Origin of the sequence: Amycolatopsis sp. H20-H5 (assembly GCF_035828755.1) — a bacterium.
Lineage (GTDB): Bacteria > Actinomycetota > Actinomycetes > Mycobacteriales > Pseudonocardiaceae > Amycolatopsis.
On record NZ_JAYMZS010000044.1, the window covers coordinates 1 to 25,990 of the forward strand.

At 69.1% G+C, this 25,990-nt stretch carries 25 protein-coding genes and 2 pseudogenes; 14 read left to right on the plus strand and 13 right to left on the minus strand.

Going from position 1 to position 25,990, the window contains the following annotated elements; translation table 11 throughout:
* Positions 1 to 309 precede the first annotated feature (309 nt).
* Complete coding sequence (locus QMK34_RS23600) at positions 310 to 1,254, minus strand: helix-turn-helix transcriptional regulator (protein WP_326416442.1); 945 nt, start codon at positions 1,252 to 1,254, stop codon at positions 310 to 312.
* An 89-nt stretch (positions 1,255 to 1,343) separates the two neighbouring features.
* Here QMK34_RS23600 and QMK34_RS23605 point away from each other — a divergent pair, with 89 nt between their 5' ends.
* Positions 1,344 to 1,760 carry a VOC family protein gene (locus QMK34_RS23605; RefSeq protein WP_326416444.1) on the plus strand — a complete coding sequence of 139 codons (417 nt, stop codon included), beginning with the start codon at positions 1,344 to 1,346 and terminating at the stop codon, positions 1,758 to 1,760.
* Positions 1,761 to 1,835: 75 nt separating this feature from the next.
* Here QMK34_RS23605 and QMK34_RS23610 read toward each other — a convergent pair whose 3' ends face one another.
* Entirely contained in the window at positions 1,836 to 2,681 is an 846-nt protein-coding gene (locus QMK34_RS23610) for a class I SAM-dependent methyltransferase (RefSeq protein WP_326416446.1), read from the minus strand.
* An 85-nt stretch (positions 2,682 to 2,766) separates the two neighbouring features.
* The gene (locus QMK34_RS23615; RefSeq protein WP_326416448.1) at positions 2,767 to 3,120 is read right to left on the minus strand and encodes a VOC family protein; all 354 of its coding nucleotides are present in this window, start codon (positions 3,118 to 3,120) and stop codon (positions 2,767 to 2,769) included.
* Positions 3,121 to 3,250: 130 nt separating this feature from the next.
* Here QMK34_RS23615 and QMK34_RS23620 point away from each other — a divergent pair, with 130 nt between their 5' ends.
* From QMK34_RS23620 to QMK34_RS23635, 4 genes are all read left to right on the plus strand, one after another.
* Entirely contained in the window at positions 3,251 to 3,808 is a 558-nt protein-coding gene (locus QMK34_RS23620; protein WP_326416449.1) for a cysteine hydrolase family protein, read from the plus strand.
* A gap of 139 nt (positions 3,809 to 3,947) precedes the next feature.
* Positions 3,948 to 4,355, plus strand: coding sequence for a YciI family protein (locus QMK34_RS23625; protein ID WP_326416451.1), 408 nt, complete (start codon positions 3,948 to 3,950; stop codon positions 4,353 to 4,355).
* 26 nt (positions 4,356 to 4,381) lie between these two features.
* Positions 4,382 to 5,527 (plus strand): RNA polymerase sigma factor, encoded by a 1,146-nt coding sequence (locus QMK34_RS23630; RefSeq protein WP_326416513.1) that lies wholly within the window; start codon positions 4,382 to 4,384, stop codon positions 5,525 to 5,527.
* 621 nt (positions 5,528 to 6,148) lie between these two features.
* Positions 6,149 to 7,138, plus strand: coding sequence for a tyrosine-type recombinase/integrase (locus tag QMK34_RS23635; RefSeq protein WP_326416453.1), 990 nt, complete (start codon positions 6,149 to 6,151; stop codon positions 7,136 to 7,138).
* Here QMK34_RS23635 and QMK34_RS23640 read toward each other — a convergent pair.
* Positions 7,131 to 7,511 (minus strand): hypothetical protein, encoded by a 381-nt coding sequence (locus QMK34_RS23640; protein ID WP_326416454.1) that lies wholly within the window; start codon positions 7,509 to 7,511, stop codon positions 7,131 to 7,133. The two genes, QMK34_RS23635 and QMK34_RS23640, sit on opposite strands and share 8 nt — an antisense overlap.
* Before the next feature lie 42 nt (positions 7,512 to 7,553).
* On the opposite strand from QMK34_RS23640, the gene QMK34_RS23645 reads away from it, so the two are divergent.
* Entirely contained in the window at positions 7,554 to 8,363 is an 810-nt protein-coding gene (locus QMK34_RS23645; RefSeq protein WP_442785196.1) for a glycerophosphodiester phosphodiesterase, read from the plus strand.
* 12 nt (positions 8,364 to 8,375) lie between these two features.
* On the opposite strand, the gene QMK34_RS23650 is transcribed toward QMK34_RS23645, so the two are convergent.
* Entirely contained in the window at positions 8,376 to 9,044 is a 669-nt protein-coding gene (locus QMK34_RS23650) for a transglycosylase family protein (protein WP_326416457.1), read from the minus strand.
* 270 nt (positions 9,045 to 9,314) lie between these two features.
* Here QMK34_RS23650 and QMK34_RS23655 point away from each other — a divergent pair, with 270 nt between their 5' ends.
* From QMK34_RS23655 to QMK34_RS23665, 3 genes are all read left to right on the plus strand, one after another.
* Positions 9,315 to 10,715 (plus strand): MFS transporter, encoded by a 1,401-nt coding sequence (locus QMK34_RS23655; protein WP_326416459.1) that lies wholly within the window; start codon positions 9,315 to 9,317, stop codon positions 10,713 to 10,715.
* 22 nt (positions 10,716 to 10,737) lie between these two features.
* The gene (locus tag QMK34_RS23660) at positions 10,738 to 11,496 is read left to right on the plus strand and encodes a thymidine kinase (protein ID WP_326416461.1); all 759 of its coding nucleotides are present in this window, start codon (positions 10,738 to 10,740) and stop codon (positions 11,494 to 11,496) included.
* 223 nt (positions 11,497 to 11,719) lie between these two features.
* Positions 11,720 to 12,067: an RNA polymerase-binding protein RbpA gene (locus QMK34_RS23665; protein WP_005151365.1), complete on the plus strand. Its 348-nt coding sequence runs from the start codon at positions 11,720 to 11,722 to the stop codon at positions 12,065 to 12,067.
* An 84-nt stretch (positions 12,068 to 12,151) separates the two neighbouring features.
* On the opposite strand, the pseudogene QMK34_RS23670 reads toward QMK34_RS23665, so the two are convergent.
* The 6 genes and pseudogenes from QMK34_RS23670 to QMK34_RS23695 form a co-directional block, all read right to left on the minus strand.
* A pseudogene (locus QMK34_RS23670) lies at positions 12,152 to 12,511 on the minus strand (RNA polymerase sigma factor); the annotation flags it as partial.
* A 102-nt stretch (positions 12,512 to 12,613) separates the two neighbouring features.
* Positions 12,614 to 13,501 (minus strand): hypothetical protein, encoded by an 888-nt coding sequence (locus QMK34_RS23675; protein ID WP_326416464.1) that lies wholly within the window; start codon positions 13,499 to 13,501, stop codon positions 12,614 to 12,616.
* Between the two features lie 97 nt (positions 13,502 to 13,598).
* Entirely contained in the window at positions 13,599 to 14,366 is a 768-nt protein-coding gene (locus QMK34_RS23680; RefSeq protein WP_326416465.1) for a polyprenol monophosphomannose synthase, read from the minus strand.
* Positions 14,367 to 14,389: 23 nt separating this feature from the next.
* Complete coding sequence (gene lnt / locus QMK34_RS23685; protein ID WP_326416466.1) at positions 14,390 to 16,000, minus strand: apolipoprotein N-acyltransferase; 1,611 nt, start codon at positions 15,998 to 16,000, stop codon at positions 14,390 to 14,392.
* Between the two features lie 112 nt (positions 16,001 to 16,112).
* A pseudogene (locus QMK34_RS23690) lies at positions 16,113 to 16,373 on the minus strand (amidohydrolase family protein); the annotation flags it as partial.
* A 59-nt stretch (positions 16,374 to 16,432) separates the two neighbouring features.
* Positions 16,433 to 16,774 carry a YciI family protein gene (locus QMK34_RS23695; RefSeq protein ID WP_326416468.1) on the minus strand — a complete coding sequence of 114 codons (342 nt, stop codon included), beginning with the start codon at positions 16,772 to 16,774 and terminating at the stop codon, positions 16,433 to 16,435.
* A 170-nt stretch (positions 16,775 to 16,944) separates the two neighbouring features.
* On the opposite strand from QMK34_RS23695, the gene QMK34_RS23700 reads away from it, so the two are divergent.
* Together QMK34_RS23700 and QMK34_RS23705 are read left to right on the plus strand one after the other, a co-directional pair.
* Positions 16,945 to 18,333 carry a KamA family radical SAM protein gene (locus QMK34_RS23700; protein ID WP_326416469.1) on the plus strand — a complete coding sequence of 463 codons (1,389 nt, stop codon included), beginning with the start codon at positions 16,945 to 16,947 and terminating at the stop codon, positions 18,331 to 18,333.
* Between the two features lie 117 nt (positions 18,334 to 18,450).
* Positions 18,451 to 19,473 (plus strand): LLM class flavin-dependent oxidoreductase, encoded by a 1,023-nt coding sequence (locus QMK34_RS23705; RefSeq protein ID WP_326416471.1) that lies wholly within the window; start codon positions 18,451 to 18,453, stop codon positions 19,471 to 19,473.
* Here QMK34_RS23705 and QMK34_RS23710 read toward each other — a convergent pair.
* Positions 19,470 to 20,714, minus strand: a complete 1,245-nt coding sequence (locus tag QMK34_RS23710) for a hypothetical protein (protein ID WP_326416472.1) — start codon at positions 20,712 to 20,714, stop codon at positions 19,470 to 19,472. The genes QMK34_RS23705 and QMK34_RS23710 overlap by 4 nt on opposite strands.
* 174 nt (positions 20,715 to 20,888) lie before the next feature.
* Between QMK34_RS23710 and QMK34_RS23715 the strand changes: the two genes are divergently transcribed.
* Together QMK34_RS23715 and QMK34_RS23720 are read left to right on the plus strand one after the other, a co-directional pair.
* Positions 20,889 to 21,413 (plus strand): nuclear transport factor 2 family protein, encoded by a 525-nt coding sequence (locus tag QMK34_RS23715; RefSeq protein ID WP_326416473.1) that lies wholly within the window; start codon positions 20,889 to 20,891, stop codon positions 21,411 to 21,413.
* Between the two features lie 15 nt (positions 21,414 to 21,428).
* Positions 21,429 to 24,278: an AfsR/SARP family transcriptional regulator gene (locus tag QMK34_RS23720; RefSeq protein ID WP_326416475.1), complete on the plus strand. Its 2,850-nt coding sequence runs from the start codon at positions 21,429 to 21,431 to the stop codon at positions 24,276 to 24,278.
* Positions 24,279 to 24,288: 10 nt separating this feature from the next.
* Here QMK34_RS23720 and QMK34_RS23725 read toward each other — a convergent pair whose 3' ends face one another.
* Entirely contained in the window at positions 24,289 to 24,471 is a 183-nt protein-coding gene (locus QMK34_RS23725) for a hypothetical protein (protein WP_326416477.1), read from the minus strand.
* A gap of 246 nt (positions 24,472 to 24,717) precedes the next feature.
* Between QMK34_RS23725 and QMK34_RS23730 the strand changes: the two genes are divergently transcribed.
* A complete protein-coding gene (locus QMK34_RS23730; protein WP_326416479.1) occupies positions 24,718 to 25,962 on the plus strand; it encodes a helix-turn-helix domain-containing protein in 1,245 nt (414 codons plus the stop codon).
* Positions 25,963 to 25,990 lie beyond the last annotated feature (28 nt).

Genomic DNA, 25,990 nt, shown 5'->3' on the forward strand with positions numbered 1-25,990 from the left:
GTGCACACTGATCAACTGAGGCCCTTGGTCGATCTTCCGTCTGTAGCAAGAAGGAATGATCAACCAAGGGCCTCACCCATGACCAACCGGGGCCCCCACCAGACACCACCTGGTTAAACAACAAGCTAAGGCCCACATCCAGGGAGACCGGCCGCACCACGGGAAAGCTGGTCATCACCATGCGCTGACGTGCCGTTGTCACAGTAAGCTCAGGTGGTCACTGCGGCGACGCGCCGATCGGAGCCGTGCCGCGCAACCGAACAACGCCCAGCCGCGAGGCATGGACGCCGTCGGGTTCCCGGCAAACGCTCAGGTCGGATAGCGCTGCGCGAGCTCCGCACCGATCCTCGCGAGTTCGGCCCGCACCGCTTCCGGCTCCACGACCTCGACCAGCGCACCCCAGCCCGCGAGATGCTGCGCGATCATGAACGCCGCCGGTGCGGCGAGGCGCACCCTCGCCCGCCCATCCTCCAGCGTCCCCACGACCTCGCAGTGCCGCCCGTACTGCGAACGGAGGACGCGGACGAACCTGGCCTCGATCAGAATCGTCGCCGACAGCAGCCCACGTCGTTGCTCCACGTCCTCCACGACCCGACCCCACGCCTCCGACAACTCGAACTCGGCAGGCCGCTCGGCCACCAGATCCGTCACGACCGCCTCGATCATCCGATCGACCCGGAACGTCCGCTGCCCGCCGTCCGTACCGGCCACCAGGTACCAGACGTCGTCCTTGTCGACCAGGCCCAGCGGATCGACCAGCCGCTCCGACCGCTCATGCGCCCTGTTCGCATAAGTCAGCCGGACCTTCCGGCGCCGGACGACAGCCGTCTGCAGGAGCACCACCACCTCGGACCGTTCGCTGTCCCGCGCACCCCAGCGCGCCGAATCCACGACGACCGCACTGGCCGCGGCCTCCGCATCGGCACGAAACGTGCCAGGCAGGGCCCGCACCAGCTTGCGCAGCGCCGCCTTCACTTCCGGTGAGACCGAAGCCGCAGGCCCGACCAGCAGGAACAACGCCTGCGCCTCGGTCGCGGTCAGCCCACTGAGATCCGTCCTGGCGCCACCCAGCAACGACCACCCGCCACCACGCCCCGGCTGCGGATACACCGGGACACCGGCCGTGGACAGCGCTTCGAGGTCACGACGGGCCGTCGCCACGGACACCTCGAGCTCCTCGGCCACCTCGGCCGCGGTCACTCGCCCGCGGGACTGCATCAGCAACAAGGTGGCCACCAGCCGATCAGCGCGCATGTCCTCAGCCTCGCAAACAAAGTGCTCAGTTGATGAGCACTTTCCAGGGAAGACTGGTCCTTGTCCAGCCACCACGAGAGGATCCCGAAATGTTGCGAGGACTCACCACCGTCAGCTTCTACGCAGACGACCTGGCCGCGGCCATAACCTGGTACACCGAACTACTCGGCGTCGACCCGTACTTCGTCCGCCCCGAGATCGGCCCACCGGCCTACGCCGAGTTCCGCATCGGCGACTACCAGCACGAACTCGGCCTGATCGACAGCAAATGGGCCCCGCACGACACGGCCGCCAAACCCGCCGGCGCCGTCCTCTACTGGCACGTCGACGACGTCAAGGCCGGTTACGAGAAGCTGCTTTCCCTGGGGGCCAAGGAACACGACGCCCCCACCGAACGCGGGCCTGGCTTCGTCACCGCGTCCGTCGTCGACCCGTTCGGCAACATCCTCGGCATCATGTACAACGCGCACTACCTCAGCGTCCTGAACCCCGCCGCCGAGGCCTAACCCAGCCGCGGCGACCCGTGCACCCGGCTGGGGATCAACGGCACCTTCGCCCGTGCCCTTGATCCCCAAACCGCGTCAGCCGCGCCGAGCCTCAATGACCCACGCCGCCGACTCGTACAGCACACCCTTGTCCGTCTCATGCTCGGACAAGGTGACTCGCAACGCGTCGAGCGCCCTGGCCCGGCCATCAGCGTCCAAACCCTTCATCAACCCGCCGTGCTGATCGCACACGAAGTCGAACGCGTCATCGACGTCCCGGCCGAAATACATCGGCTCGGTCCGATCCAGCACCCGCACCCGCGTGAATCCGGCCGAGGTGAGCAAGTCCCGCACCTGGTCCGGGTCGCTCAGCGCAAACGGCTTCGCCGGCGGGGGCAGCTCACGACCGCCAGCGAACGCCGCCCGGAACGCGCGGAGCCATTCGTTGCGCTGGAAAGACTGCCAGGTCAGCAGCGCAAGCCCGCCGCCGGGACGCAGCGCCCGCGCGATATTCGTGAACGCGGCCCGCTCGTCGCCGAAGAACATCGCCCCATGCCTGCTGATGGCGACGTCGAACGACCCGTCCGCGAACGGCTCGATCTGAACGTCGGCCTGCCGGAACGTCGCGTTCGGCACCTGCTCCTTCGCCGCCAGCACCCGCGCCAGGTCGAGCATGGGGGAGGAGAGGTCGACGCCCAGCGCCGAACCGGCGGCAGCGTGCCGCGCGGCGTCACGGGTCGTCTGCCCGCTCCCGCAGCCGATATCGAGCACGTTCGCGGCCGAGTCGATCGCCGCCGCGGCAAGGAAGTGTTCACGATAGGCAGCGACCCCGTCGTCGATACGCTCCGCTCGAGCGGCCCACACCTCGCCCTGAGCACCATCCCAGGCATCCAACTGCCCGGCGTTGGACGGATCTACCCGCACAGCGGCGCTCTCGGTCATCTCGCGAATACCCCCGGTTCGTTCTCCCCAGCGGGAGAGTCCTTTGTCTTCCCCGGAGAGATCGTACCCAAGAGGCGTGACTGCTTCAGTCTCGATGTTTGGCGATGTTGATTACGGTGCCGTCCGGTGCTCGGACGAAGAACCGGCGCACACCCCATGGCTCGGTGGTCAGGGGGTGCACGATCTCGTAGCCGACTTTCTGAGCTTCCTCATAAGCACCTTCGACATCATCCGTGAGGACGGAAATGGCCGAGTCTTCAGGCGCGCTCGCGTCACGCGTGACGAGCTGGACGTTCACCCCGGTTTCGGGAGAGGTGTAACGGGCCACCCATCCCATGTTGAATTCCTCAGTGCTCAGCCCGAGATAGCCGGAGTAGAAGCCCTTCGCTGCTTCAATGTCGGCCACTCGAAGATTGGTCACAATGTGTTTGGCGCGCATGGGGCCCTCCTGCCTGCAACGGATGTGCACGATGATCGCCCGGACCCCGCATCGTGTCCACCGCGCCCGGATTGTCGGTGCCACGGCCTAACGTGGTGCCCATGCCGTCCGACCAGCTGAGGAGAACGTCATGACCACCCTGCCGAACCGACCCCACACCGCGTTGCTGGTGATCGACGTCCAGAACGGCGTGATGGCCGGGACACACGAGCGGGACACCGTCGTCGCCAACATCGCCACGCTCGTCGACAAGGCCCGCGAGGAGGGAGCCGGGATCGTCTGGATCCAGCACTCAGGCGACCAGGTCGAAGAGGGGAGTACCGCCTGGGAGTACATCCCCGAGCTGACCCGCCAGGAGACGGAACCGCTGGTGCACAAGACGTTCGGCGACTCCTTCGAGGACACCGAGCTGGCCGAGCTGCTGGCGGACAGGGGAGTCGGGCACCTGGTCGTGGCCGGAGCACAGACGGACGCCTGCATCCGCGCCACGATCCACGGCGCCTTCGCGCGGGGCTACGACGTGACCCTCGTCGGCGACGCGCACACCACCGAGGACCTGAGCTCCTGGGGCGCACCACCGCCGGACAAGGTCATCACGCACACGAACCTCTACTGGCAATACCACACCGCACCCGGCCGCACCGCCGGAGTCACCGAGACCAAGGACGTGACCTTCGTCAGCGCCTAATGCTGGTCAGCACCGCCGGGGGAGCTGTGTCCGGAGATGCTCAAAGAAAATATGGCCGACGATGTCGAGACCGGCCTGGCTGCTCCGTCCCAGGGGCAGACGCGGCCATCATGGCCGCACCACACCAAGGAGACCAGGCATGGCGAAGTACCTGCTTCTCAAGCACTACCGCGGCGCCCCCGAGGCCGTCAACGAGGTCCCGATGGACCAGTGGACCCCGGGGGAGATCAAGGACCATGTGCAGTACATGGCCGACTTCGCCACCCGCCTCGAGGGCACCGGTGAGTTCGTCGACAGCCAGGCGCTCTCGTCCGAGGGCACGTTCGTCCGGTCCGACGGGGAGGGCCGCCCGCCGGTCACCGACGGGCCCTTCGCCGAGACCAAGGACCTCATCGCCGGCTGGATGGTGATCGACGTCGACACCTACGAACGCGCGCTCGCGCTCGCCGGCGAACTGTCGGCCGCCCCCGGAGCAGGCGGCAAGCCGATCCACGAGTGGCTCGAGGTGCGGCCGTTCCTGAGCGCACAACCGACGGTCACCGAGTGACCGGACCGGCCAGGGCAGCCCAGGTGATGGACGAACTGCTGCTGAGGCAGCTGACTCCCGCGGTGATCGGCGTCCTCGTGCATCGCGGGGTCGACTTCGCGACGGCCGAGGACGCCGTGCAGGAAGCACTCATCCAGGCCGCGCTGACCTGGCCGGGCGGGCAACCCGCCGACCCCAAGGGCTGGCTGGTCACGGTCGCCTGGCGCAAGTTCCTCGACGCCCACCGCTCCGAAGCGGCGCGTCGCGACCGGGAGCAGCGGGTCGAGGTCGAGCCGCCGCCAGGGCCGGCCGAGACCGCGGACGACACCTTGCACCTCTTCTTCCTGTGCGCCCATCCGTCCCTGACCCCGGCGTCCGCGGTGGCCCTCACGCTGCGGGCCGTCGGTGGCTTAACCACCCGGCAGATCGCCCAGGCCTACCTCGTGCCGGAGGCGACCATGGCGCAGCGGATCAGCCGAGCCAAACGGACGGTCGGTGCCGTGCGGTTCGAGGAGCCCGGCGACCTGGCGACCGTGCTGCGGGTGCTCTACCTGGTCTTCAACGAGGGCTACACCGGCGACGTCGACCTGGCAGCCGAGGCGATCCGGCTCACCCGCCAGCTGGCGTCGATGACCGAGGACGAGGAGACCGCGGGGCTGCTGGCGTTGATGCTGCTGCACCACGCCCGACGCCAGGCGCGGACCAGGCGCGACGGCAGCCTGGTTTCACTGGCCGAGCAGGACCGATCCCGCTGGAACACCGCGCTCATCGCCGAGGGCGTCGATGTCCTGCAGACAGCGCTGGCTCGCGACCGGCTGGGGGAGTTCCAGGCCCAGGCCGCCATCGCCGCTCTGCACGCCGACGCGCCGCGCGCCGGGGAGACCGACTGGGTCCAGATCGTCGGCTGGTACGACGAGCTGCTCCGGCTCACCGGCAGCCCGGTCGTGCAGCTCAACCGGGCCGTCGCGGTCGGCGAGGCCGATGGCGCCGTCGCGGGCCTCGCCGCCCTGTCCACTGTGGACACCGATCTGCCTCGCCACACCGCCGTGTCGGCTCACCTCCACGAGAAGGCGGGCGATCTGCTGACGGCGGCGAGGTTGTACGCCGAGGCCGCGAGCTCCGCACCCAACTTCGCCGAACGTGACCACCTGACCCGGCAGGCGGCGCGGATCAATCACGCGCTGCGAGAGTGAGCCTCAGACGACAACTTGACATAATGTACATTATCGGCACTTGAAATGACCTGGGAGAACAGGCCGAGAGTGGCCCGATGAGGCCTTGGGACCAGGGTTCGCGACGTACGCAGCCGTCGATGTCGTCGCGTCGCGCTCGGCTGGCGTCCAGCGCGCCCGGTCGGTTCCTCTGGACGCCAAGGTGTCCCGAGCTCGGCTTTGACGGAGACAGTGTTCCCCAGCAAGGGTCGGACGCCCCCTTTGCTCGATCCTAAAACGTCACAGTGACGAATTGAGGGCGAGTCAGCGGATCAGGAAAGCCGCGGAGAACAATGCCGATCAGCCGCCAGTCATCAGGCGTCTCGGATCAGGCACCCATAGTCGGAACCTGCCACTCGGGCCGCCGAGGCAACGTGAGCAGCGTTCGAGATGGCCAAACGGGACATCGAAAGCGTCTTGAAGGCCTCGAGGAGACCCGTGGAGAAAGCGGATCCCCCGAGGTAGGCTAACCGGGCGATCCAGACATTTCATGCATAATGGCAATTATGCATGACTCTACATCTAATTACCGGACGTTACAACCGGGTGTTCACAGAGTGACCTACGCGCAAGACTGTCGGTGCCGTAGGGTACAAGATCCACATGAGGGTTTCCGAGGCCCAGCTGGCCTTCTTCGCCGCACGTCGTCCCCGTAAGGACTCCCCTCACACCACCGACGCCTACCGTCGGGATCTGGCGGGCATCACCACTCTCCTGGTCCGGGAAATCGGCCGTCCGCTGCCCGAGCTCAGCGTGCAGGATCTCACCGCGCGCACGCTGCGGGCCGCCTTCGGCGCGTTCGCCGACGACCATGCCAAGAGCTCCGTGTTGCGGGCCTGGTCGACCTGGAACCAGTTCCTCACCTTCTGCGTGTCCGACGGCCTGCTCGCGGGGAATCCGATGGGCGCGGTGGCCCGGCCCAAGGCGCCACCGCTGACACCCAAGCCGCTGCGCGGGGAAGAAACGCCCGAGGAACTGCTCGCGGCGGCAGCGAACGGCGCCCGGCGCGCGCGGGATCCCTGGCCGGAGCGAGACGTACTCGTGATCGCGCTTGGGCTGGTCGCCGGGCTGCGGGCGGCCGAGATGCGGACGCTGACAGCGCGGTCACTCGTCGGCAGGCCCGGCGAGATGCGGTTGCATGTCCACGGCAAGGGCAGCCGGGACCGATCGATCCCGGTGCAGCCGATCATGGAGAAGATCATCGAGACCTACCTGGCGTCCTGCCGCCGCCGGTTCGCCCACCAGCGATTCGGGCCCTCCACTCCCCTGCTTCGCGACCGCGCCGGCGAACCGATCGGCCGCGGCGGGCTCGAGTACCTGGTGAAGTCGTGCTACCGGTGGGCCGGGCTGCACGACCGTGTTCCCGTCGGGGCGAATCTGCACGCCCTGCGCCACACTTTCGCGACCCGGCTGGCCGAGGACGGCGCGACGGCGTCGGAGATCATGACCCTGCTCGGCCACGCCAGCCTCGCGACCAGCCAGAACTACATCGAGGCAACCGGCAGGGAGCAACGCGCGGCGGCTGCGAGCAATCGGACGTACCGGGCGCTGGACGTCATCGCGGGCGAGCCTGGTGCCGGGCCGCCTACCTGAGCTGCTCGAGGTCCTTCGCGGCCTGGGCGATCTCGTCGGCGAGGCGACGAAGTTCGGCGGGCCCGGCGCCGTCGTCCGCGGCGGTGACGACGTCTTCGGCGGCGCAGCGCAGCTGGAACAGCCTGTCCTGCAGGGAGGCGATCTCGGTGTCGCTGAGCACGACGGCGTCTTCGGGCAGGCCGCTGCGCTGCAGGGCGGTGCGGCGTTCGTAGGCGCGCTGGCGGCAGGACTGCCCGCAGTACCGTCTGCGGCGGCCGACGTTGCCTGCTTCCGGGAGGCGTCGCCCGCACCATCCGCAGTGCTTCGGCGGGGCTGGACGGCGCAGACCGGTGAGGTCTTCGGTCGGCTTGGCGTGCTGGGCCACATCGCTCACGGGGGCGACCCTAGCCGGACACCGCTCGCTTACGTCGGGGCCATGCCGGAAGTGCACACTGGTGAGGTGTCGACTCACTCGCCGTATCTGGCCGGTTCCCTTCCCCGTGCGCTCGCCCACCGGGGCTGGCACCTCGACGACCTGGCGGGCATGGAGAACTCCCTCGCCGCTTTCCGGCGCGCGGCCGAGGAGGGCTACCGGTACGTGGAGACCGACGTGCACGCCACGTCCGACGGGGTGGTCGTGGTGCACCACGATGAGCGGCTGGACCGCACGACCGACGGCGGCGGTGCGATCGCCGCGCAGACGTGGGCGCAGATCCGGCACCTCAAGGTCGGTGGGCGTGAACCGCTGTCCCGGCTGGAGGACGTGCTCGAGGAGTTGCCGGGGACGCGGTTCAACATCGATGTGAAGGCGGATTCGGCGATCGAGCCGTTCGTGCGTGTCGTGCGGCGGATGGACGCGGGCGAGCGGGTCGCGGCGGCTTCGTTCTCCGATTCGCGGCTGGCGAAGATCCGGCGGCTGGCCGGTCCGGGGCTGGTGACGGCGATGGGTCCGCTGTCGGTGGCGGCGTTGCGGGCGCAGGCCTGGCTGCCGCTGTTGCCGCTGGGTTCGCTCGCGCGGGGTTCGATGGCGCAGGTCCCGGTCCGGCAGGGCCGGTTGACGGTGGTGGACCGGGCGTTCGTCAGGGCCGCGGGCCGGGCCGGGGTCGAGGTGCACACCTGGACGATCGACGATCCCACCGAGATGCGGGAGCTGCTGGATCTGGGTGTGCACGGCATCGTGACCGACCGGCCCGACCTGCTGCGTGCGGTGCTGATCGAGCGGGGTGCCTGGGAAGCGGCGGTTTAGGCCGTGTCTGGCCTAGCGGGGCGGCTTGCCTTCCCAGGCGGCGGTCCAGGTCTGCGGGCCGAGCCTGCCTGAGTCGTTGATGGCGTTCGCGCGTTGCAGGGCGAGGACGGCGTCGCGGGTCTTCTCGTAGTAGCAGCCGGTGCCGGTGAAGCCGTAGCCGAAGGCGTTCATGCGGAGCTGGAAGGTCTTGAGGGCGGGCGCGCAGTCACCGTAGGCGTAGACGACGCCGGGCCAGGCGGGTTTGGTGCCGGGCGGCGCGGGTGGCGGCGGCTTGGGGCTGGGCTTCGGCGGGGCGGGCAGGCCGCCGCCGCCCATGTAGGCGGATTCGGTGTAGGTGGGGGCGCGTTTGCTGCGGGCGTCGGCGTCGTTGCTGAGGCCGAGCATGCCGGCGCACTGCCAGGGCTGCCAGCCGCGCATGCGGTAGAGGTAGAGCGCGCGGTGGTCTTGTTCGGCGGGAGCGGCCTGGTCTGGCCTGCCCTGGCCGCCGACGCTGCGCCAGGTGGGCAGGTCGAACTGGTAGGCGCCGAAGTAGCCGTTGCCGGTGTTGGTGGCGTAGCGGCCGCTGGATTCGCACATGCGGAGTTTGGCCCAGGTGGTGCCGGCGGGATCCGCGGAAGCCGAACCGGTGGTGATGAGCTGCAGGCCGGTGAGCGTGACGGCGAGCAGGAGCACTCTCGTCACGATTCTGCAGGCGGTGCGGAGGCGGGACGGCTTCATGGGATGCACAGTAAGTACGCGCCTCGTTAACCACAAGAGTCACACCATGACCACCAGCCTCACATGAAACATCGGTGGATCCGGTGAATGACACGCCGGTAATTCGTGGTGCGGGAGGTTGTCCGCGGTGGTGCGCCACGAATTGAAAACGGTCCGGCGATGTCGCGGCGCGGGCTGGCCGTGCGCCACTACTGTGCGCGCTGACCTGGATGTTCTCCGACGGAGGAGCTGTGCATGACGGTGGCCGAGATCCGCGACACGAAGCGGGAGCGGCGTGGTTGGTACCTCTACGACTGGGCCAACTCGCCGTTCTATTCGTCGGTGACGACGGTGTTCGGTGCGCTCTATATGAGCTCGGTGGCGGCCGTGCAGGCGAAGTCGGATATCACCCGTAATGGGGACACGCCGTGTGCCGATCCGGCCGGGGTCGAGAACAAACTGCAGAACTGCGACGTGTCGTTGTTCGGGCTGCATTTTCCGGCGGGTTCGGTGTGGGGCTATTTGCTTTCGGTGGCGACGGTGGTGCAGGTGCTGGTGCTGCCGATCGCGGGTGCGGTGGCGGACCGGAGCAGGCACAAGCGGCGCATCCTGGGCGGGTTCGCCGTGCTGGGCGCGGTGGCGACGGCGTTGATGTTCTTCATGGCGGGCGGGAACTGGCAGCTCGGGGCGGCGTTGTTCATCGTCGCGAACATCGGGTACGGCGCGTCGCTGGTGATCTACTACTCGTTCCTGGTGGACATCGCCGGGCCGGACGAGCGGGACGCGGTGTCGGCTCGGGGCTGGGCGTTCGGGTATCTGGGTGGCGGGCTGGCGCTGGCGTTGCAGCTGACGTTCTACCTCGGGCGGGACGCGCTGGGGGTGAGCCAGGGCACGGCGGTGCGGATTTGCTTCCTGACTTCGGGGATCTGGTGGCTGCTGTTCACGATCCCGGTGGTGCGGGCACTCCCCCGGACTCAGGTGCCGGTGGCGGTGGAGCGGGGTCTGTCGGTGTTGACGGCGGGGTTCGCGGAGCTGCGGAAGACGGTGGCGGCGGCGAAGGCGTATCCGCTGACGCTGGCGTTCCTTGGCAGCTATCTGGTGTTCACCGACGGGATCACGACGGTGGTGTCGGTGTCGGCGCAGTACGGCAAGGACGAGTTGAAGTTCAGTGACGAGGTGTTGATCGTCACTGTGCTGGTGATCCAGTTCGTGGCGTACGCCGGGGGCACGCTGCACGGGCTGGTGGCGCGGCGGTTCGGGGCGAAGCGGACGATCCTGGGGAGTCTGGCGTTGTGGATCCTGGTGATCGGTTCGGCGTACTTCGTACAGGCGGGGCGGCCGTTGCAGTTCTACGCGGTGGCGATCGGGATCGGGCTGGTGCTCGGGGGCACGAATGCGCTGTCGCGGTCGTTGTTCAGTCAGATGATCCCGGCGGGGAAGGACGCGCAGTACTACTCGTTGTACGTGGTGGGTGAGAAGGGGACGTCGTGGCTGGGGCCGCTGGTGTTCGCCGGGGTCGGGCAGGCGACGGGGTCGTTCCGGTTGGCGATCGTGGCGCTGGTGGTGTTCTTCGTGCTCGGCCTGGTGTTCGTCTGGCTGGTGCCGGTGCGGCGGGCGATCGAGGCTGCGGGCAACCGTCCCCCGGCCGTTCTGTGAGCTGCCGATAGGCTCGATCGTCGTGACTGTGCTGAACGGGAGTGGGCCGGATCCCACCGACGCGTTGTCCGCGGTGCCGATGGCGGGTTCGCGGCGCAGTACGCCGGTCGTGGGCCGGTTGAAGTTCTGTTATGGCCCGATGGACTGCGGGAAGTCGACGCTGGCGTTGCAGATCGATCACAACCACGCGCGGCAGGGTCGGCGCGGGCTGGTGCTGGTGCGGCATGACCGGTCCGGTGAGCCGCAGATCAGCAGCCGGATCGGGATCACGAGGCGGGCGGTGGAGGTCGGGGCGGACACGGATGTGCGGGTGCTGGTGCGGCAGCAGTGGGCGGCCGGGCAGCACGTGGACTATGTGATCGTCGACGAGGCGCAGTTCCTCTCCCCCGCGCAGGTGGATCAGCTGGCCGAGTTGGCTGACGAGGTGCAGATCGACGTGTACTGCTTCGGGATCGCGACGGACTTCCGGAGCCGGTTGTTCCCGGGTGCGGCTCGGTTGTTCGAGCTGGCGGACGAGGTGCAGCCGGTGCAGGTCGAGGTGCTGTGCTGGTGTGGGTTGTCCGGCCGGTTCAACGCGAGGGTGCGCGATGGTGAGGTGTTGCGGGCTGGTGACACCGTGGTGGTGGCGGATACGGAGCCCGCTAAGGTTGAAAATTCACCGGCACCACGGATAGATGCTGACTTTACTACGGTGCGTTACCAGGTATTGTGCCGACGCCACTTCCGTTTGGGTGATTTGGGCCCGGTGACCGCTCATCACGGTCAGTTACGCCTTACCTGAGCTGATGTCAGTAGCCCGATCGGGGGATATCCGCACGAAGATGGCTGTATCCGCGTCATGCCGGACGGCGAAACACCTCCTACTGGTGGAAGCTGTCGCCGTTGGGTGACGCAGCTCATCGTGAGCAACGACATGGTGTACCGGGAATCCTGCGGGATCCTCGGTCGTTGCATAGGGTGAGCATCGCCCTGGCTCCACCCGGAGCTGACTGAAAGGACCCATCATGGCCGACCGTGTTCTCCGTGGAAGCCGGCTGGGAGCGGTCAGCTACGAGACCGACCGCAATCACGACCTCGCCCCACGGCGCACCGTGCGCTACGCCTGCCCGAAGAACCACGAGTTCGAGGTGCCTTTCTCCGACGACGCCGAGATCCCCTCGGTGTGGGAGTGCAGGCTGCACGGCAGCGAATCCGAGATCGTTGACGGCGGGCAGCCCGAGCAGAAGAAGGTCAAGCCCCCGAGGACCCACTGGGACATGCTGCTTGAGCGGCGTTCCATCCCCGAGCTTGAGGATCTGCTCAACGAACGTCTCGCCGAACTCAAGGGACGTCGGACCACCCGGTCCGCCTGAACCTGGGTAGCGGCGCCGTAGCTGGCTCCCACCATAGATCGAAAGGCCCCCGTGACCTCCCTCCACGGGGGCCTTTCGCTGTCTTCAGGCGCCGGTGAGCCGCTGGCGGCGGCGAGAGAGCAGGTCGCGCTCGGCGGGGTTCTCGGTGCCCGCGAGCGAGCGCCTGGCCGTAGGCCTTCGCGGCGTCGGCGTCCCGGCCGAGGCGGCGGAGCAGGTCGGCGCGGATCGCGTGGAACAGGTGGTAGCCGCCGAGGGCGAGTGCCACGGCCGGTCCTTGGACCTCGGCGACGGCGACCGCGCGGTTGAGTGCCACGATGGGGGTCGGGGTGCGGGCCAGGAGCTGGTCGTAGAGCTGCACGAGCTGATCCCACTGCGTGTCGGCTGCGGTCGGGCGTCGCTGTGGACGGCGTTGATGGCGGCCTGGATCTGGTAGGGGCCCGGCCGACGGCCACCGCCGGACCGCTTCGGTGCCTCTGAAGGCCACCATGACGGCGTTAGACGCCGTCATGGTGGCCTTCAGAGGCAGTTCAGGCAGGGCGGCGGGTGCTATACGCCGTTCCTGAGGCGGACTCCGCTGCGGCGGAGATGGCGGATCTCGAACGCCGCCACGACGAAGGTCGTCACGAGCCCCGTGAGGGACATCGGCAGCCAGACGTCGAAGGGGACCTGGTCGGGCTTGTAGGCGGTGAGCTTGCTGGTGAGGACGACCGCGACGAGCAGGGTGGCTCCGATGGGGGCCAGCATCGGGTGGACTTCGCCGACCCACATGACGGTGCGCGCCGTCCAGTAGATCGCGCAGGGCAGGTAGAGCAGCCACCAGGTGGCCTGCAGGACACCGGACAAGGCGGTGAGCAGTCTCGCGGTGCCGACGTCGGTGTGGACATCGGCGAGGATCAGGGTGATGAGCACGACGGTCATCACGACGCTCAGGGCGAGGGCGATCCGGTATCGCCGGAGCGCCGTGGGGGTCAGCCGGTCCCGCTGAGCAGGGTAGGCCAGCGCCAGGCAGGGCAGGGGGCCGCAGACGGTCAGGATGAGCGCGATCCACACGGTCGCGGCCGGGTTCCCGGCGGTGGCGGTCAGGTTGATGAGCGCCACCGGCGTGACCACGGTGAACAGCACGAGGACCAGGTTGCGCAGCATGCGGCCGGTCCCTCGGACCAGCGTGCGGCGCTGTCCGCGTCGGGTGACGAGGTAGATGCCGAGGATGCAGACGAGCATCACCACGACGCTCATGCCCGCGTTGACGACTACGTCGAGGCTGTTGTCCTTGGCGCTGTCGTAGGGACTTTTGCCGTAGCTGAGGCCGACGACGGCGACCGTGGCCAGTCCCAGTGCCGAGCGCCAGAAACCGAGCCGGGTGAGTGCGGGGCTCCGCACGCCGGACTCGTCCGGCGGGTTGAACAGGACCCGGGCGACCATCCAGGGCTTCACGTCGTCAAGGTTCCCTTCTCAAGCCCCTGAAGGCCACCATCACGGCGTATTACGCCGTGATGGTGGCCTTCAGGGGCAGTTCGAGGTGAGGAGTCGCTCAGCCGCGCTTGACGAGCTTGCGGAGGCGGGCCCAGCGGCGCTTGAGGCCCCAGACGCCGACGCGCAGGAACGCTTCGCGCACGATCGAGCCGCTCATCTTCGATTCGCCGATGACGCGCTCGGTGAAGGTGATGGGCACCTCGACGATCTCGAACCCGGCGTCGACGGTGTGCCGGGTCAGGTCGATCTGGAAGCAGTAGCCGTGTGAGGCGATGACGTCGAGGTCGAGCTTCTCGAGGACTTCGCGCCGGTAGGCGCGGAAGCCCGCGGTGATGTCGCGGACCTTGATGCCCAGCGCGACGCGGGAGTAGAAGCCGCCGCCGCGGGAAAGGATCTCGCGGCGCTTGGGCCAGTTCACCACGCTGCCGCCGGGGACGTAGCGCGAGCCGATGGACAGGTCCGCGTCCTCCAGGGCGTCGAGGACGCGGGGCAGGTCCTCCGGGGCGTGGGAGCCGTCGGCGTCCATCTCGACGATGGTGGCGTACTCCCTGGCCAGCGCCCAGCGGAACCCGGCGACGTAGGCCGCGCCCAGCCCGGCCTTCTCGGTGCGGTGCATCACGTTGATGCGCTCGTTGGCCTTGGCGAGCTCGTCGGCGAGCTCACCGGTGCCGTCCGGGCTGCCGTCGTCGACGACGAGCACGCTCACTTCGGGGAGTGCCTTGTGCAAGCGCTCCAGGAGCGGGCCGAGGTTCTCCCGCTCGTTGTAGGTCGGGATCACCACCAGCACCGGTTCGATTCCCTGGGCCCCCCGCGGCGCCTGCACCATCCGTGTCCTCCGAGTCAGGCGGGTCAGCCCGCCGCTTCGTTCGCTGCCTTGCCGGCGCAGGTGCGCCGCGTACGAAAACGGAGCACGGTCCCCGCCAGCACCCCTGCCAGTGCCAGCGCGAGCAGGCCGTACTCCGTCCACATACCGAGTCGATCCGACAGCGTAGTCTGCTGCCTCAGCGGCACGCGTTCGACCAGCGACGCCGCGGTGAAAAGGTCTGTTGACCTGGTGATCGTTCCATCGGGGGCGACGATGGCGCTGACACCGCTGGTGGCGGAGACCACGACGGCGCGGCTGTGCTCCACCGCGCGCAGCCGCGACATCGCGAGCTGCTGGTAGCTCATCTCCCCCGGGCCGTACCAGGCGTTGTTGGTGGGCACGACGAGCAGTTCGGCGCCCTTGTCCACGGATTCGCGCGCGGGGTAGTCGTAGGCGGTTTCGTAGCAGATGAACACGCCGACCTTGGTGCCCGCGACGCTGAGCGCGGAGTTGGCGCCGTCGCCGGGGATCATGTCGGTGGTGTTGTCGACGAACGGGGTGACCAGCCGGGCGAGGTCCCGGGCGGGGACGTACTCGCCGAACGGGACCAGCTGCTGCTTGGCGTAGCGCTGCCCCGGTCCGGTGGCCGGGCTCCAGACCACCGCGGAGTTCTGGACGGTGTTGCCGGGCTGGCCGACGATGGCGCCGATGATGGCCGGGACGCCGAAGGAGTGCACCAGCTGGTCGATGCCGGGGTCGTCGCCGCGATAGGCGGCCGCGGTCTCCGGCCAGATGAGCAGGTCGGGCTTGGGCACGCGCCCGGCCTGGATGTCGGCGAGCAGTTTGGCGCTCTCGGCGAGGTGGTTGTCGCGCAGCACGTCGCGTCGCCCTTCGAGGGCGAGCCCGATGTCGGGTGCGTTGCCCTGGACGGTGGCGACGGTGAGCGAGCCGTCCTGCGCGCCGGTGCCGATGGTGGGCCACAGCGCGAGCCCGGCGACGACGGGCACGAGGGTGAACGCGACCGGGGTGGCCAGTGCGCGGACGGTGAAGTCCTTGGCGGTGAGCCGCAGGACGAGCCTGGTGAGGCCGAAGCCGGTCAGCACGACGGCGAGGCCGACCAGGGGCGCGCCGCCGACCGACGCCAGCGGCAGGAACGCGCCTTCGGGCTGGCTGAACCCGACGCGTCCCCAGGGAAAGCCGCCGAGCGGGATCCAGGCGCGGGGGGTTTCGGTCGCGATGAAGGCGAGGGCCATCCACAGTGGAGCGCCGGGGAGCTTCTCGACGACGCTGACCAGTCCCCCGGCGAGGCCGAGGTAGAGCGCCATCACGAGGGTGACGCCGAGCCAGGGGCCCGGGCCGAAGTCGGGGCCGAGGAAGTCGAGCAGCCAGACGATCAGCGGCAGGAAGAACGCCGCGCCGAACACGAAGCCGTAGCCGAACGCGCCCCGGAAGCGCCGTCCGTGCAGGACCAGGCCGAGTCCGGCGAACGCCACCGGCGCCAGCCACCACAGCGGGCGGGGCGCGTAGCTGAGGTAGAGCAGGTAGCCGGACGCGGCGGCCGCCACGAACCGGATCAGCCATGCCCGGGAGAACCGGCGTCTGCGCGGGGTTTCCGGCGAGGCGGCGGGTTCGGGGTCTGCAACGGTCACGGCCACACGGGCAACTCTAAGTGGCGGGTGTGAAGTCGTCGTGGATGACCTCGCCCGCGCGCACGGTGCGCAGGCAGCGGGGTGCGGGTGCGTCGAGTCTCGGCAGGGGCGGGACGCCGGCGCCGCGCAGGGTGGTGAGGTCGAGGCCGGTGAGGTGCAGGCCGGTCGCGGTGGCGTGGACGTGCGCGTCGACGAAGGCGGGGGCGACGAACGCGCCGTCGAGGTCGATCACCTCGGCGCCGGGGTGCAGCGCGCGGGCGGGCGCGTCCTGGCCCGCCCAGACGACCGTGCCGCCGGTGATCGCGAGCGCGGTGGCGTCCGGGGAGGCGGATGTGTAGATGCGGCCGCCGGTCAGCAGCGTGGTGTGTTCGTCCGTCACGCACCTGAGTGTGCCGCGCGGCGTGGGCCGTCCGACGGCGGGCCTGTCCCGTGGCCGGGTCAGTCCGGCCAGAACGCCCGCACCGCGATGGTCCCGGTCTTGGCGAGCGGGCTGGAGGCGGCCACCGCGATCGCCTCGTCGAGGTTCGCGCACTCGATCACGACGAACCCGGCGATCTGCTCCTTCGTCTCCGCGAACGGGCCGTCGGCGAGCAGGACCTCGTCGTCGTGCACGTGCACGGACCTGGCGTCGCTCGCCATGGCCAGCCGCTGGGCCTGCACGAGCACTCCCCGGTCGGTCATCTCCCGGTCCCAGGCACCCACCGCGCGGCCCTCGGCGGCGGCCTCGTCCGCGGTCATGCGGACGGACTGGTCGGTGCAGATCAGGAGCGCGTACTTCATGGTTCCTCCAGTCGGACGGACTGTCCCTCTCTGTACACGACCGACGGGCGGCGCCGGGCCCGGCAGTTACCTCGTCCCGACGAAAGTAGCTTCGAGCATGCAAGAATATTTACGCCGTGAGAACGTTATGACAGGATATTTTGACGTGTTCCCGACAACGAGGAGTAGATGTGACTGCGATCCAGGAGTCTCCCTCGCCGGCTATCGCCGCCGAGCAGCCCTATGACTACGCCCGCACCGAGCTGGTCGAACCCGACTGGCGCCGGTTCCCAGGCTGGCACGACGTGACCGAAGCCCAGTGGCGCGACGCCCAATGGCAGCGGGTGCACTGCGTCCGCAACGTCAAGCAGTTGCGCACCCTGATGGGCGATCTGCTCGAGGACCGGTTCTACGAGGACCTGCTGGCCGACCAGCGCGACATGGCGACGATGTCGATGCTGCTGCCGCCGCAGATGCTCAACACGATGGCGCCCACCGCGGGCACGGACCCGGACAAGCACACCGAGGCCTTCTACGCCGACCCCATCCGGCGCTACATGATGCCGGTGCGCAGCGACCGTGACGCCACCTGGCCGAACCACCCGCACTCGGAGCGGGACTCGCTGCACGAGGCGGAGATGTGGGTCGTCGAGGGCCTCACCCACCGGTACCCGACCAAGGTGCTGGCCGAGATGATCTCCACCTGCCCCCAGTACTGCGGCCACTGCACCCGCATGGACCTCGTCGGCAACTCCACCGAGCAGGTCCAGAAGCACAAGCTCGCCCTCAAGCCGGTCGACCGCCAGGACGCGATGGTCGACTACCTCAAGAAGTCCCCGGGCGTCCGGGACGTCGTGGTGTCCGGCGGCGACGTGGCCAACGTGCCCTGGCCGCAGCTCGAGTCGTTCCTGATGCGCCTGATGGACATCGAGACCGTCCGTGACATCCGCCTGGCCACCAAGGCGCTCGCCGGGCTCCCCCAGCACTGGCTGCAGCCGAAGATCGTCGAAGGCCTGGAGCGCGTCGCGGTCACCGCGCAGCGTCGCGGGGTGAACCTGGCGATCCACACCCACGTCAACCACGCCCAGTCCGTCACCCCGCTGGTCGCGGAGGCGGCCAGGACCGCGCTCGACGTCGGCGTGCGGGACGTGCGGAACCAGGGCGTGCTGATGAAGGGTGTCAACGCGACCCCGGCCCAGCTGCTCGACCTCTGCTTCGCGCTGCAGGGCGAGGCAAACATCCTGCCGTACTACTTCTACATGTGCGACATGATCCCCAACGCCGAGCACTGGCGCGTTTCCGTGCACGAAGCCCAGGAACTACAGCACGCGATCATGGGCTACCTGCCGGGGTATGCCACCCCGCGCATCGTCTGCGACGTCCCCTACGTCGGGAAGCGGTGGGTCCACCAGCTCGCCGAATACGACCGCGTCAAGGGCATCTCGTACTGGACGAAGAACTACCGCACCGGCATCGAACGCGAGGACCCCGAGGCCTTGCAGCGCCACTACCCCTATTACGACCCGATCTCCACCCTGCCCGAAGCCGGCCAGCAGTGGTGGGCCGAGCAGGGGCGCTGACCCGTCGGTTGCCGTCTGCGGAGCGCCAGCCCACGTGCTCCGCAGACGACAACCTGAGAGGGACCCGCCGCAGGACCGGGCGGAATCAAATGCCTCAGTCGGACGCTTACAGCTTCTGTGAAAAAGATTGGCTTCCTCTCGTTCGGCCACTGGTCGCCGGGTGCGCACTCCGAGACCCGGTCCGCCGCGGACTTCCTGCACCAGTCCATCGACCTGGCTGTCGCCGCCGAGGAGCTGGGCGTGGACGGTGCGTACTTCCGCGTGCACCACTTCGCGCGGCAGGCGGGCAGCCCGTTCCCGTTGCTCGCGGCGATCGGCGCACGTACCTCGAAGATCGAGATCGGCACCGGCGTGATCGACATGCGCTATGAGAACCCGCTGTACATGGCCGAAGACGCCGGCGCCGCCGATCTCATCTCCGGCGGCAGGCTCCAGCTCGGCATCAGCCGGGGATCCCCCGAGCAGGTGATCGAAGGCTGGCGGTACTTCGGGTTCGCCCCCGCGGACGGCGAAACCGACGCGGACATGGCCCGCCGCCACACCGAGGACTTCCTGCAGGTGATCGAGGGCAACGGCTTCGCGAAGCCGAACCCGAAACCGATGTTCGCCAACCCGCCGGGTCTCTTGCGTGTCGAGCCGTACTCGGAGGGGCTGCGCGAGCGCGTCTGGTGGGGGTCCGCGTCGAACGCGACCGGAGCGTGGGCCGCGAAGCTGGGGATGAACCTGCAAAGCTCCACGCTCAAGTTCGACGAGACAGGTGAGCCGCTGCACGTCCAGCAGCGCAAGCAAATCGAGGCCTACCGCGAGGCGTGGAAGGAGGCAGGGCACACCCGGGAGCCGCGGGTGTCGATCAGCCGGAGCATCTTCGCCCTGACCAACGACCTGGACCGCGCCTACTTCGGCCGCGACCGCAACTCGCGGGACCAGGTCGGCATGATCGACGAGAACACGCAGGCGATCTTCGGCCGGTCCTACGCCGCCGAACCGGACGAACTGGTGAGGCAGCTCAAGGAGGACGAGGCCATCCAGGCCGCGGACACCCTGCTGCTGACCATCCCCAACCAGCTCGGCGTCGACTACAACGCCCACGTGCTGGAGAACATCCTCACCCACGTGGCCCCGGAGCTGGACTGGCGCTAACGCAGATCCGGATTCGGCTTGTACGACAGCATCAGCCGGAATGGGTGTACGTCCCAGGTCTGCACTGCCGACAGGGTCAGCCTGGCGTCGACGCGCGCCTGGTCGGCGTTCCGGGTCCGGGCGAAGCCTGCCCTGTCAGGGGTGGGCAGCGGTGGCACCGTGTCCCAGAGCTCCGCGCTGACAGGTACCGGCGAGGTCTCCACGACGCACGACGGGTTCGCCCGGTCGCCGTTGTCCACCTGCAGCGACATCAGCACGTACTTGTCCGCGCCGTCTGCGGTGGCGGCGGTGCGCACCATGAGCATCTCGGCCCGGTCGGCCGAAGCCACGGACAGCTCGCCGATCCAGTCGAACGCCGCCATGATCTGTGCTGAGGTGAGGCTGGTGTAGGCCGTCTCGTCGCTGACCGGCGCGACCTGCACGGGCGGCAGGTTCGTGGACAGGCTGAGCACACCGTGGGCGGGGTGCAGCCAGGCCGCCTCGCACGACTCGGTGTGGTTGATCGAGCGCCGGTCAGCACCGCCGCGCCCCAGCTGGGCACGGGCCGTGTCGGCGTCCCGCAACCGCCAGAACGTCATTTTCTCGTCCACCGTCCACAGTGGCAGGAACGGCCCGATCGGCAACCCGATCGACACCGACACCGGCGTCCCGAACGGCGGCAGCGCGGCGAACTCCGGGTCCAGCCGGGCGGTGGCCAGCGTGTGCCGCAACCAGCGCCGGGCACGGCTGAGCGGGTGATCCGGGAAGCGCGGGTCGAGCGCCGGGTCGTCGGCACGGATCCAAGGCAGCTTCGGCCGGCTCTGTGGCGCGTAGGGATGCGGGCCGTAGAACGCGTCGATACTCCCGGTCTCCTGGATCGTGTCCGCGACGACCAGCGACTCCCGGGCACCCGTCATCGGGCCCTCGAACGCGATCAGCTTCAGCACCGCGCTGGAAGTGGCCTTGGGCACCGTGATCGAAGCGATGACCACCTGGCCGGGCCGGTCCGGCAGGGGCACCTTCACGACCTGCAGCAACGCGGGCACGCCGTCGAGGGTGACCACGAACGCCTCGACCAGCCCGCCGACCTCGGCGGTCTCCATGGCCAGCTCATACCGCAATCGCGGGAGGTCGCCCAGGCCCGCGGGCAGGGTCGGGACAAGGTCGAAGAAGTGCGCGGACATCAGGTCACCGCTGGCCTGGTCGGCCCAGACCGCGTCGCCCTCCGGTCGGAACCCCGAAGTGTCCGGAATGATCGCCATGTCCCGACTCTAGAGGGCGCCCGGAGAGCCAGGTGACCGAAGGGCTTTGCCTCGGCCTGGCCTGGTGAAGGTCGCCCTTGGTGCGGTGAGCGATCGGCCCCGGCCGCGCGGGTCTTGACTTCCGAGGGCGATAGCGCGCCGATAGCCGACCGGAAGCGGGGTCGGTGACACTGAATGGAATCCGCCGGCACCGGGCCCGATCGCCGGGTGTGGCGGGCTGTCCGGAAAGGGGACGAACTCAGTGAAGGGACGCCGGGAATGGCGCCTGAAGAAAATGGGATGAATAGCGAACCGAGTGCGCTCGTAGTCGCGACCGGAATCGACCACGTGCGGTTGAGTTATCACTATCTCGAGATCGGGGATTTCGACGGTTATGGTTCCTTGTTCGCGACCGAAGCGGTTTTGCACTACCCGGATCACGCCCCGATCCAAGGTCGCGCGGCCATCGAACGGTTCCGGTCGACGTGGTTGAACTACCAGGTCGGTGTCCACCGGGTGGACGTCGTGTCCGGGGCGGAACCGCAGGTCACCGCGGTCGGGCGTTTTGCCGCGAATAGGCCGAACGGCGCAAGTATAAATGCCGACTTCGCCGATATTTTCACACTTTCGGACTATGGGCTTCTGACTGCCCAGAAGACAGACTTCGTTGTCGGCGGGGATGTGAAACGTAACGCCGATGTCAACAGTCACCGAGCGTAAGCGTTAAGGAACAATGTGAGTTCGACGAGCGGGCAGTCCGGCGACAAGCCCGTTTACCGGATCCTCGGTCCGCTGGAGATCAGCGACGCGGCCGGTCGTGAACTCCGTATTCCGCCGGGACGGCAGCAGACGGTGCTCGGAGCGCTACTGCTCGACGTCAACCGGGTGGTCAGCCTGGACCGGCTGATCGAGGCGATCTGGTACAGCGATCCCCCGGCGACAGCGCGCACGCAGGTCCAGATCTGCGTCTCACGGCTGCGCGGCACACTGGCGACCATCGGCGGCACCGGCGACCTCATGACCAGGGGGCCCGGGTACGTGCTGCTCGTGGCCGACAGTCAGCTGGACGCCGACGCCTTCGCCACGCTTGTCGCCGAGTCGGCCGAGCTGACCAGCAAGAACGCGCTCGAAGAGGCGGCGCAGCTGCTCGGTCGGGCGATCGCGCTGTGGCGCGGCCCGGCGTTGAGCGGCACCACGAGCCGCACGCTCGAGGCCAAGGCCAGCCACCTCGACGAACAGCGCCTGAACGCGGTCGAGGCCTACGTCGAGCTCCGGCTCCGGCTCGGTAGACACCACCAGCTGATCGGCGAGCTCGCGGGTCTGGTCACCGCCCATCCCCTGCGGGAGCGGCTGCGTGGCCAGCTGATGCTGGCGCTGTACCGCTCCGGGCGGCAGGCCGAAGCGCTGGAGACCTACCGCGCCGGGCGCGAGCTGCTGGTCGAGCAGCTCGGCCTCGAACCGGGCGACGAGCTGCGGCAGCTGGAGACCGCGATTCTCGCCGGTGACTCCGGGCTGCAGCAGAGCCCGGCTCCCGCGCCCGTCGCGGAACCACCCGCCGTCGTCCCGTTCCAGCTGCCGACCGACATCGCCGACTTCACCGGCCGCGACGTCCTGATCGGCCACGCCGAACGGCTGCTGCTCGGCGGTGTGGGCAAACGCGCGACACCGGTGGTGGTGCTGGCTGGCAAGCCCGGCGTCGGCAAGACCGCACTCGCCCTGCACATCGCGCACCGGCTGGCCGAAAGCCGCTATCCGGACGGTCAGCTGTACTGCGACCTCGGGGGCACCCGCGCCCACCCGGCGACCCCGCTGGACGTGCTCGGCCGCTTCCTGCGTGCCCTCGGCCTGCCCGGTGCGGCGATCCCGGACTCCGTCGACGAACGCGCCGAGACCTACCGGCACCTGCTGGCGGGCAAGCGGATGCTGGTGGTGCTCGACGACGCGGGCTCCGAGAGACAGGTGCGGGCCCTGCTGCCCGGCAGTTCCAGCAGCGTCGTGCTGGTGACCAGCCGGACCCGGCTCACCGGGCTGGCGGGCGCCGGCGTGCTCGACGTCGAGGTGCTCGACACCACCCAGGCGATCGGGATGCTCGCCACGATGATCGGCGACGACCGGGTCGCCGCCGAGCCCGCCGCTGCGCAGGCGTTGGTCCGGCTGGTCGGCGGACTGCCCTTGGCGCTGCGGATCGTGGCTGCCCGCCTCGCCGCGCGGCCGAGCTGGTCGCTGGCCTGGATGCTGGACCGGCTGTCCAACGAACGGCGGCGGCTCGACGAACTCACGCATGGCGAGATGATGGTGCGGGCCAGCCTCGCACTGACCTACGACGGCTTGGAGCCCGACGTCCGGCGTCTGCTTCGGCTGCTCAGCGCGTTCGACTGCCTGAGTTTTCCCGCCTGGGTCGCCGCGGCGCTGCTGGAGGTCGACCTGTTCCACGCGGCCGATCTGCTCGAACGGCTGGTGGACGCCCAGATGCTGGAGGTCTCCGCGGTCGAGGAGGACGGCAGTCCGCGCTACAAGTTCCACGACCTCATCCGGCTCTTCGCCCGCGAGCAGCTCGACGAGCACGAGCAGGTGGCCGGGCGGCACGCGGCGCTCGGGCGGGTGGCCGGGGGCTGGCTGGGGATCGCCCGCGAAGCGCACAACCGGATCTACGGCGGCGAGTTCACCGTGCTGCACGGCCAGGCACCCCGCTGGCTCCCACCGGCCACGTACCTCGACCGGATCCTGGCGGACCCGCTGGTGTGGCTCGAGGCCGAGCACGACAACCTGTGCTCGATCGTCACGTTGACCGCCGAGGCCACTTTGGCCGAATGGTCCTGGGACCTGGCGGTCACCCTGGTCGCACTCTTCGAGACCCGCTGTTACTTCGACGAGTGGGAACGAACCCATCGCCAAGCGCTGGAAGCAGTGCGCGCGGTGGGCAATCGGCGAGGCGAGGCCGCTTTGCTGTGCTCGCTCGGCTCGATGCACCTGAGCCGCGCACAGCCGGAAGCCGCGACCGCGCCGCTGACCGCCGCGCTGACCACATTCGACGCTCTTGGCGACGCGCACGGCAAGGCGATGGCCCGTCGGAACCTGGCCCTGCTCGATCAGGCCGGCGGTGACGAGCAGGCGGCGTCGGCGCGGTTCCACCAGGCACTGGCCGAGTTCCGGGAGGCGGGCGACCCGGTCGGTGAGGCGTACGTCCTCGGCCGGATCGCGCAGATCGAGCTGGACGGCGGGGATGAGGAAGCCGCCGGTGCCCGGCTGACGGAGGCGTTGCGCATCTGCCTCCGGACCGGCACCCCGCGGGTCGAGGTCCAGCTGCGGTACCGGCTCAGCGAGCTGATGATGCGCCAGTACCGGCACGAGGAAGCGGCGCAGGTGCTGGCCGAAGTGCTGGAAATGGCGCGGGCGGCCCGGGACCTCGTCGGTGAGGCGCGCATCCTGCACCGGCTCGGCCTGGTGCAGGGCAAACTGGGGAGGCGGGAGCGCGCCGAACAGCTGCTCCTGGAAGCGCTGGAGGTGCAGGAGCAGATCAGCGGAGCCACCTCGGGTACCCGGATGCGGGCCGACCTCGCGACCCTGCAGGAGCTGCCGAGGTGAGCTGACCTCGTCACCAGGGAGTGTCGGCGGTGGCGGTGGTGATCGTCCACGGGGTGTCGAGCGGGGCGGCCCAGGGGGTGTCGGCGGGTGCGGACCACGGCGTGTCGGCCGGAGCGGCCTGGGCGGTGGTGGCGCCGAGGACCGGGAGGAGAACGACTGCGGCGACCGCGCTGATCGTGGAAAGGATTCGCACCGGTTTTCTCAATTCTGTCAGTGCCCCGTGGGCTTCTCCGTGCTTGCTCCGCCAACGTTAGGAATGCGCGGCATCGCGCCGCTATCGCCAGATGATCCGACCGCTATCCCCCGGGTTATCACCGCGATGGTTGCCCCGTGATGCCCTGGTGATAGCGCCACTCATGATGCTCGTCCGCAGGTCGGGACCGTATCCGGACTCCCCGATCCGGTCTGTCACATCGGCGGCGACATGAATGGACAATTCGTGCAGCGGAAATTCGGCGAACTACTCAAGGCGCATCGCGTCAAACGCGGTGCGACCCAGCGACAATTGGCGGATCTGTCGACGGTGAGCATCCGGGCGATCCGGGATCTCGAGTCCGGGCGGGCCCACCGGCCGCGCCGCGACACCGTGCGGCTGATCGCCGACGGCCTCGGGCTGCGGGGCCGCGAACGCGCCGATTTCGAGTCCGTGGCTGGCAGCCGCGCCACGGCCGACCACCTGCGGCTCATCTACGACCGCGAGCCAGCGCCGCCGCCGGCGCCGCTGGACGCGCTGCTGGGCCGGGAGGACGAGGTTTCGCTGGTACACGAACTGCTGGGCTCGGGCAGCCACCGGCTGGTGACCGTGACCGGGCTCAGCGGGGTCGGCAAGAGCCGGTTGGCGCAGGAGATCGCGGCGGAGATCCACGAATCGCACGGGGTGTTCGTGCTGTGGTCGTCCGCGGCGGACGAGCAGGACCGACTCGCGGACCCACTGGCGGCGCTGCTTCGCACCGGGACGGGTGACACCGACGAGCTCGCGGTGCTGATCGGCGACCGGCCGACGCTGCTGGTGCTGGACGGGCACGAACCGGCGGCGCTGCGGCTCGACCGGGTGGTCACGCTCCTGCGCGAATGCCGTCGCCTGCGGGTCCTCGCCACCGCGCACACCCCGTTCGAGCTGGCAGGCGAACGGGTCTTCCCCCTCGCCCCGCTCGCGGTGCCCGAGCCCGGTATCGACGACCTCCCCGCACTGGCGGCGGTGCCCTCGGTACGGTTCCTGCTGCGCGAGATCCGGCAGGTCCAGCCCGGTTTCGCGCTGGACGGCGGCACCGCGGCCACGGTGGCCGAGCTCTGCCGCCTGCTGGACGGGATCCCGGCCGCGCTCGAAGCCGCTGCGTGCTGGTTCCTGGTCTACGAACCGGCGGCGGTCCTGGACTCCGTGCGGACGGACCCGTTCGGGCTGACCGAGGACCGGCTGCCCGGGCTGCGAGTGATGCTGGACCAGGCGGTCCGCGGCCTGGACGCGACCGGGACCTCGGTACTGGTGCGCCTCACGGGGCTGGACACCGACTGGTCGATGACCGACGTCATCCGGCTGACGGGAGTCCCGGCGGCTGTGTGCGCCCGGCTGGTCCGCCGTCTGCTACTGCACGGGCTGGTCCGACCGGCGGACGCCGGTGGCACCCGGTTCCGGGCGCTGGACCTCGTCAAAGCGTTGCACCTGGACCGCCAGCTAGCGGCCTGAGCCGCTCTCGAGACCACGACTCGTCGAC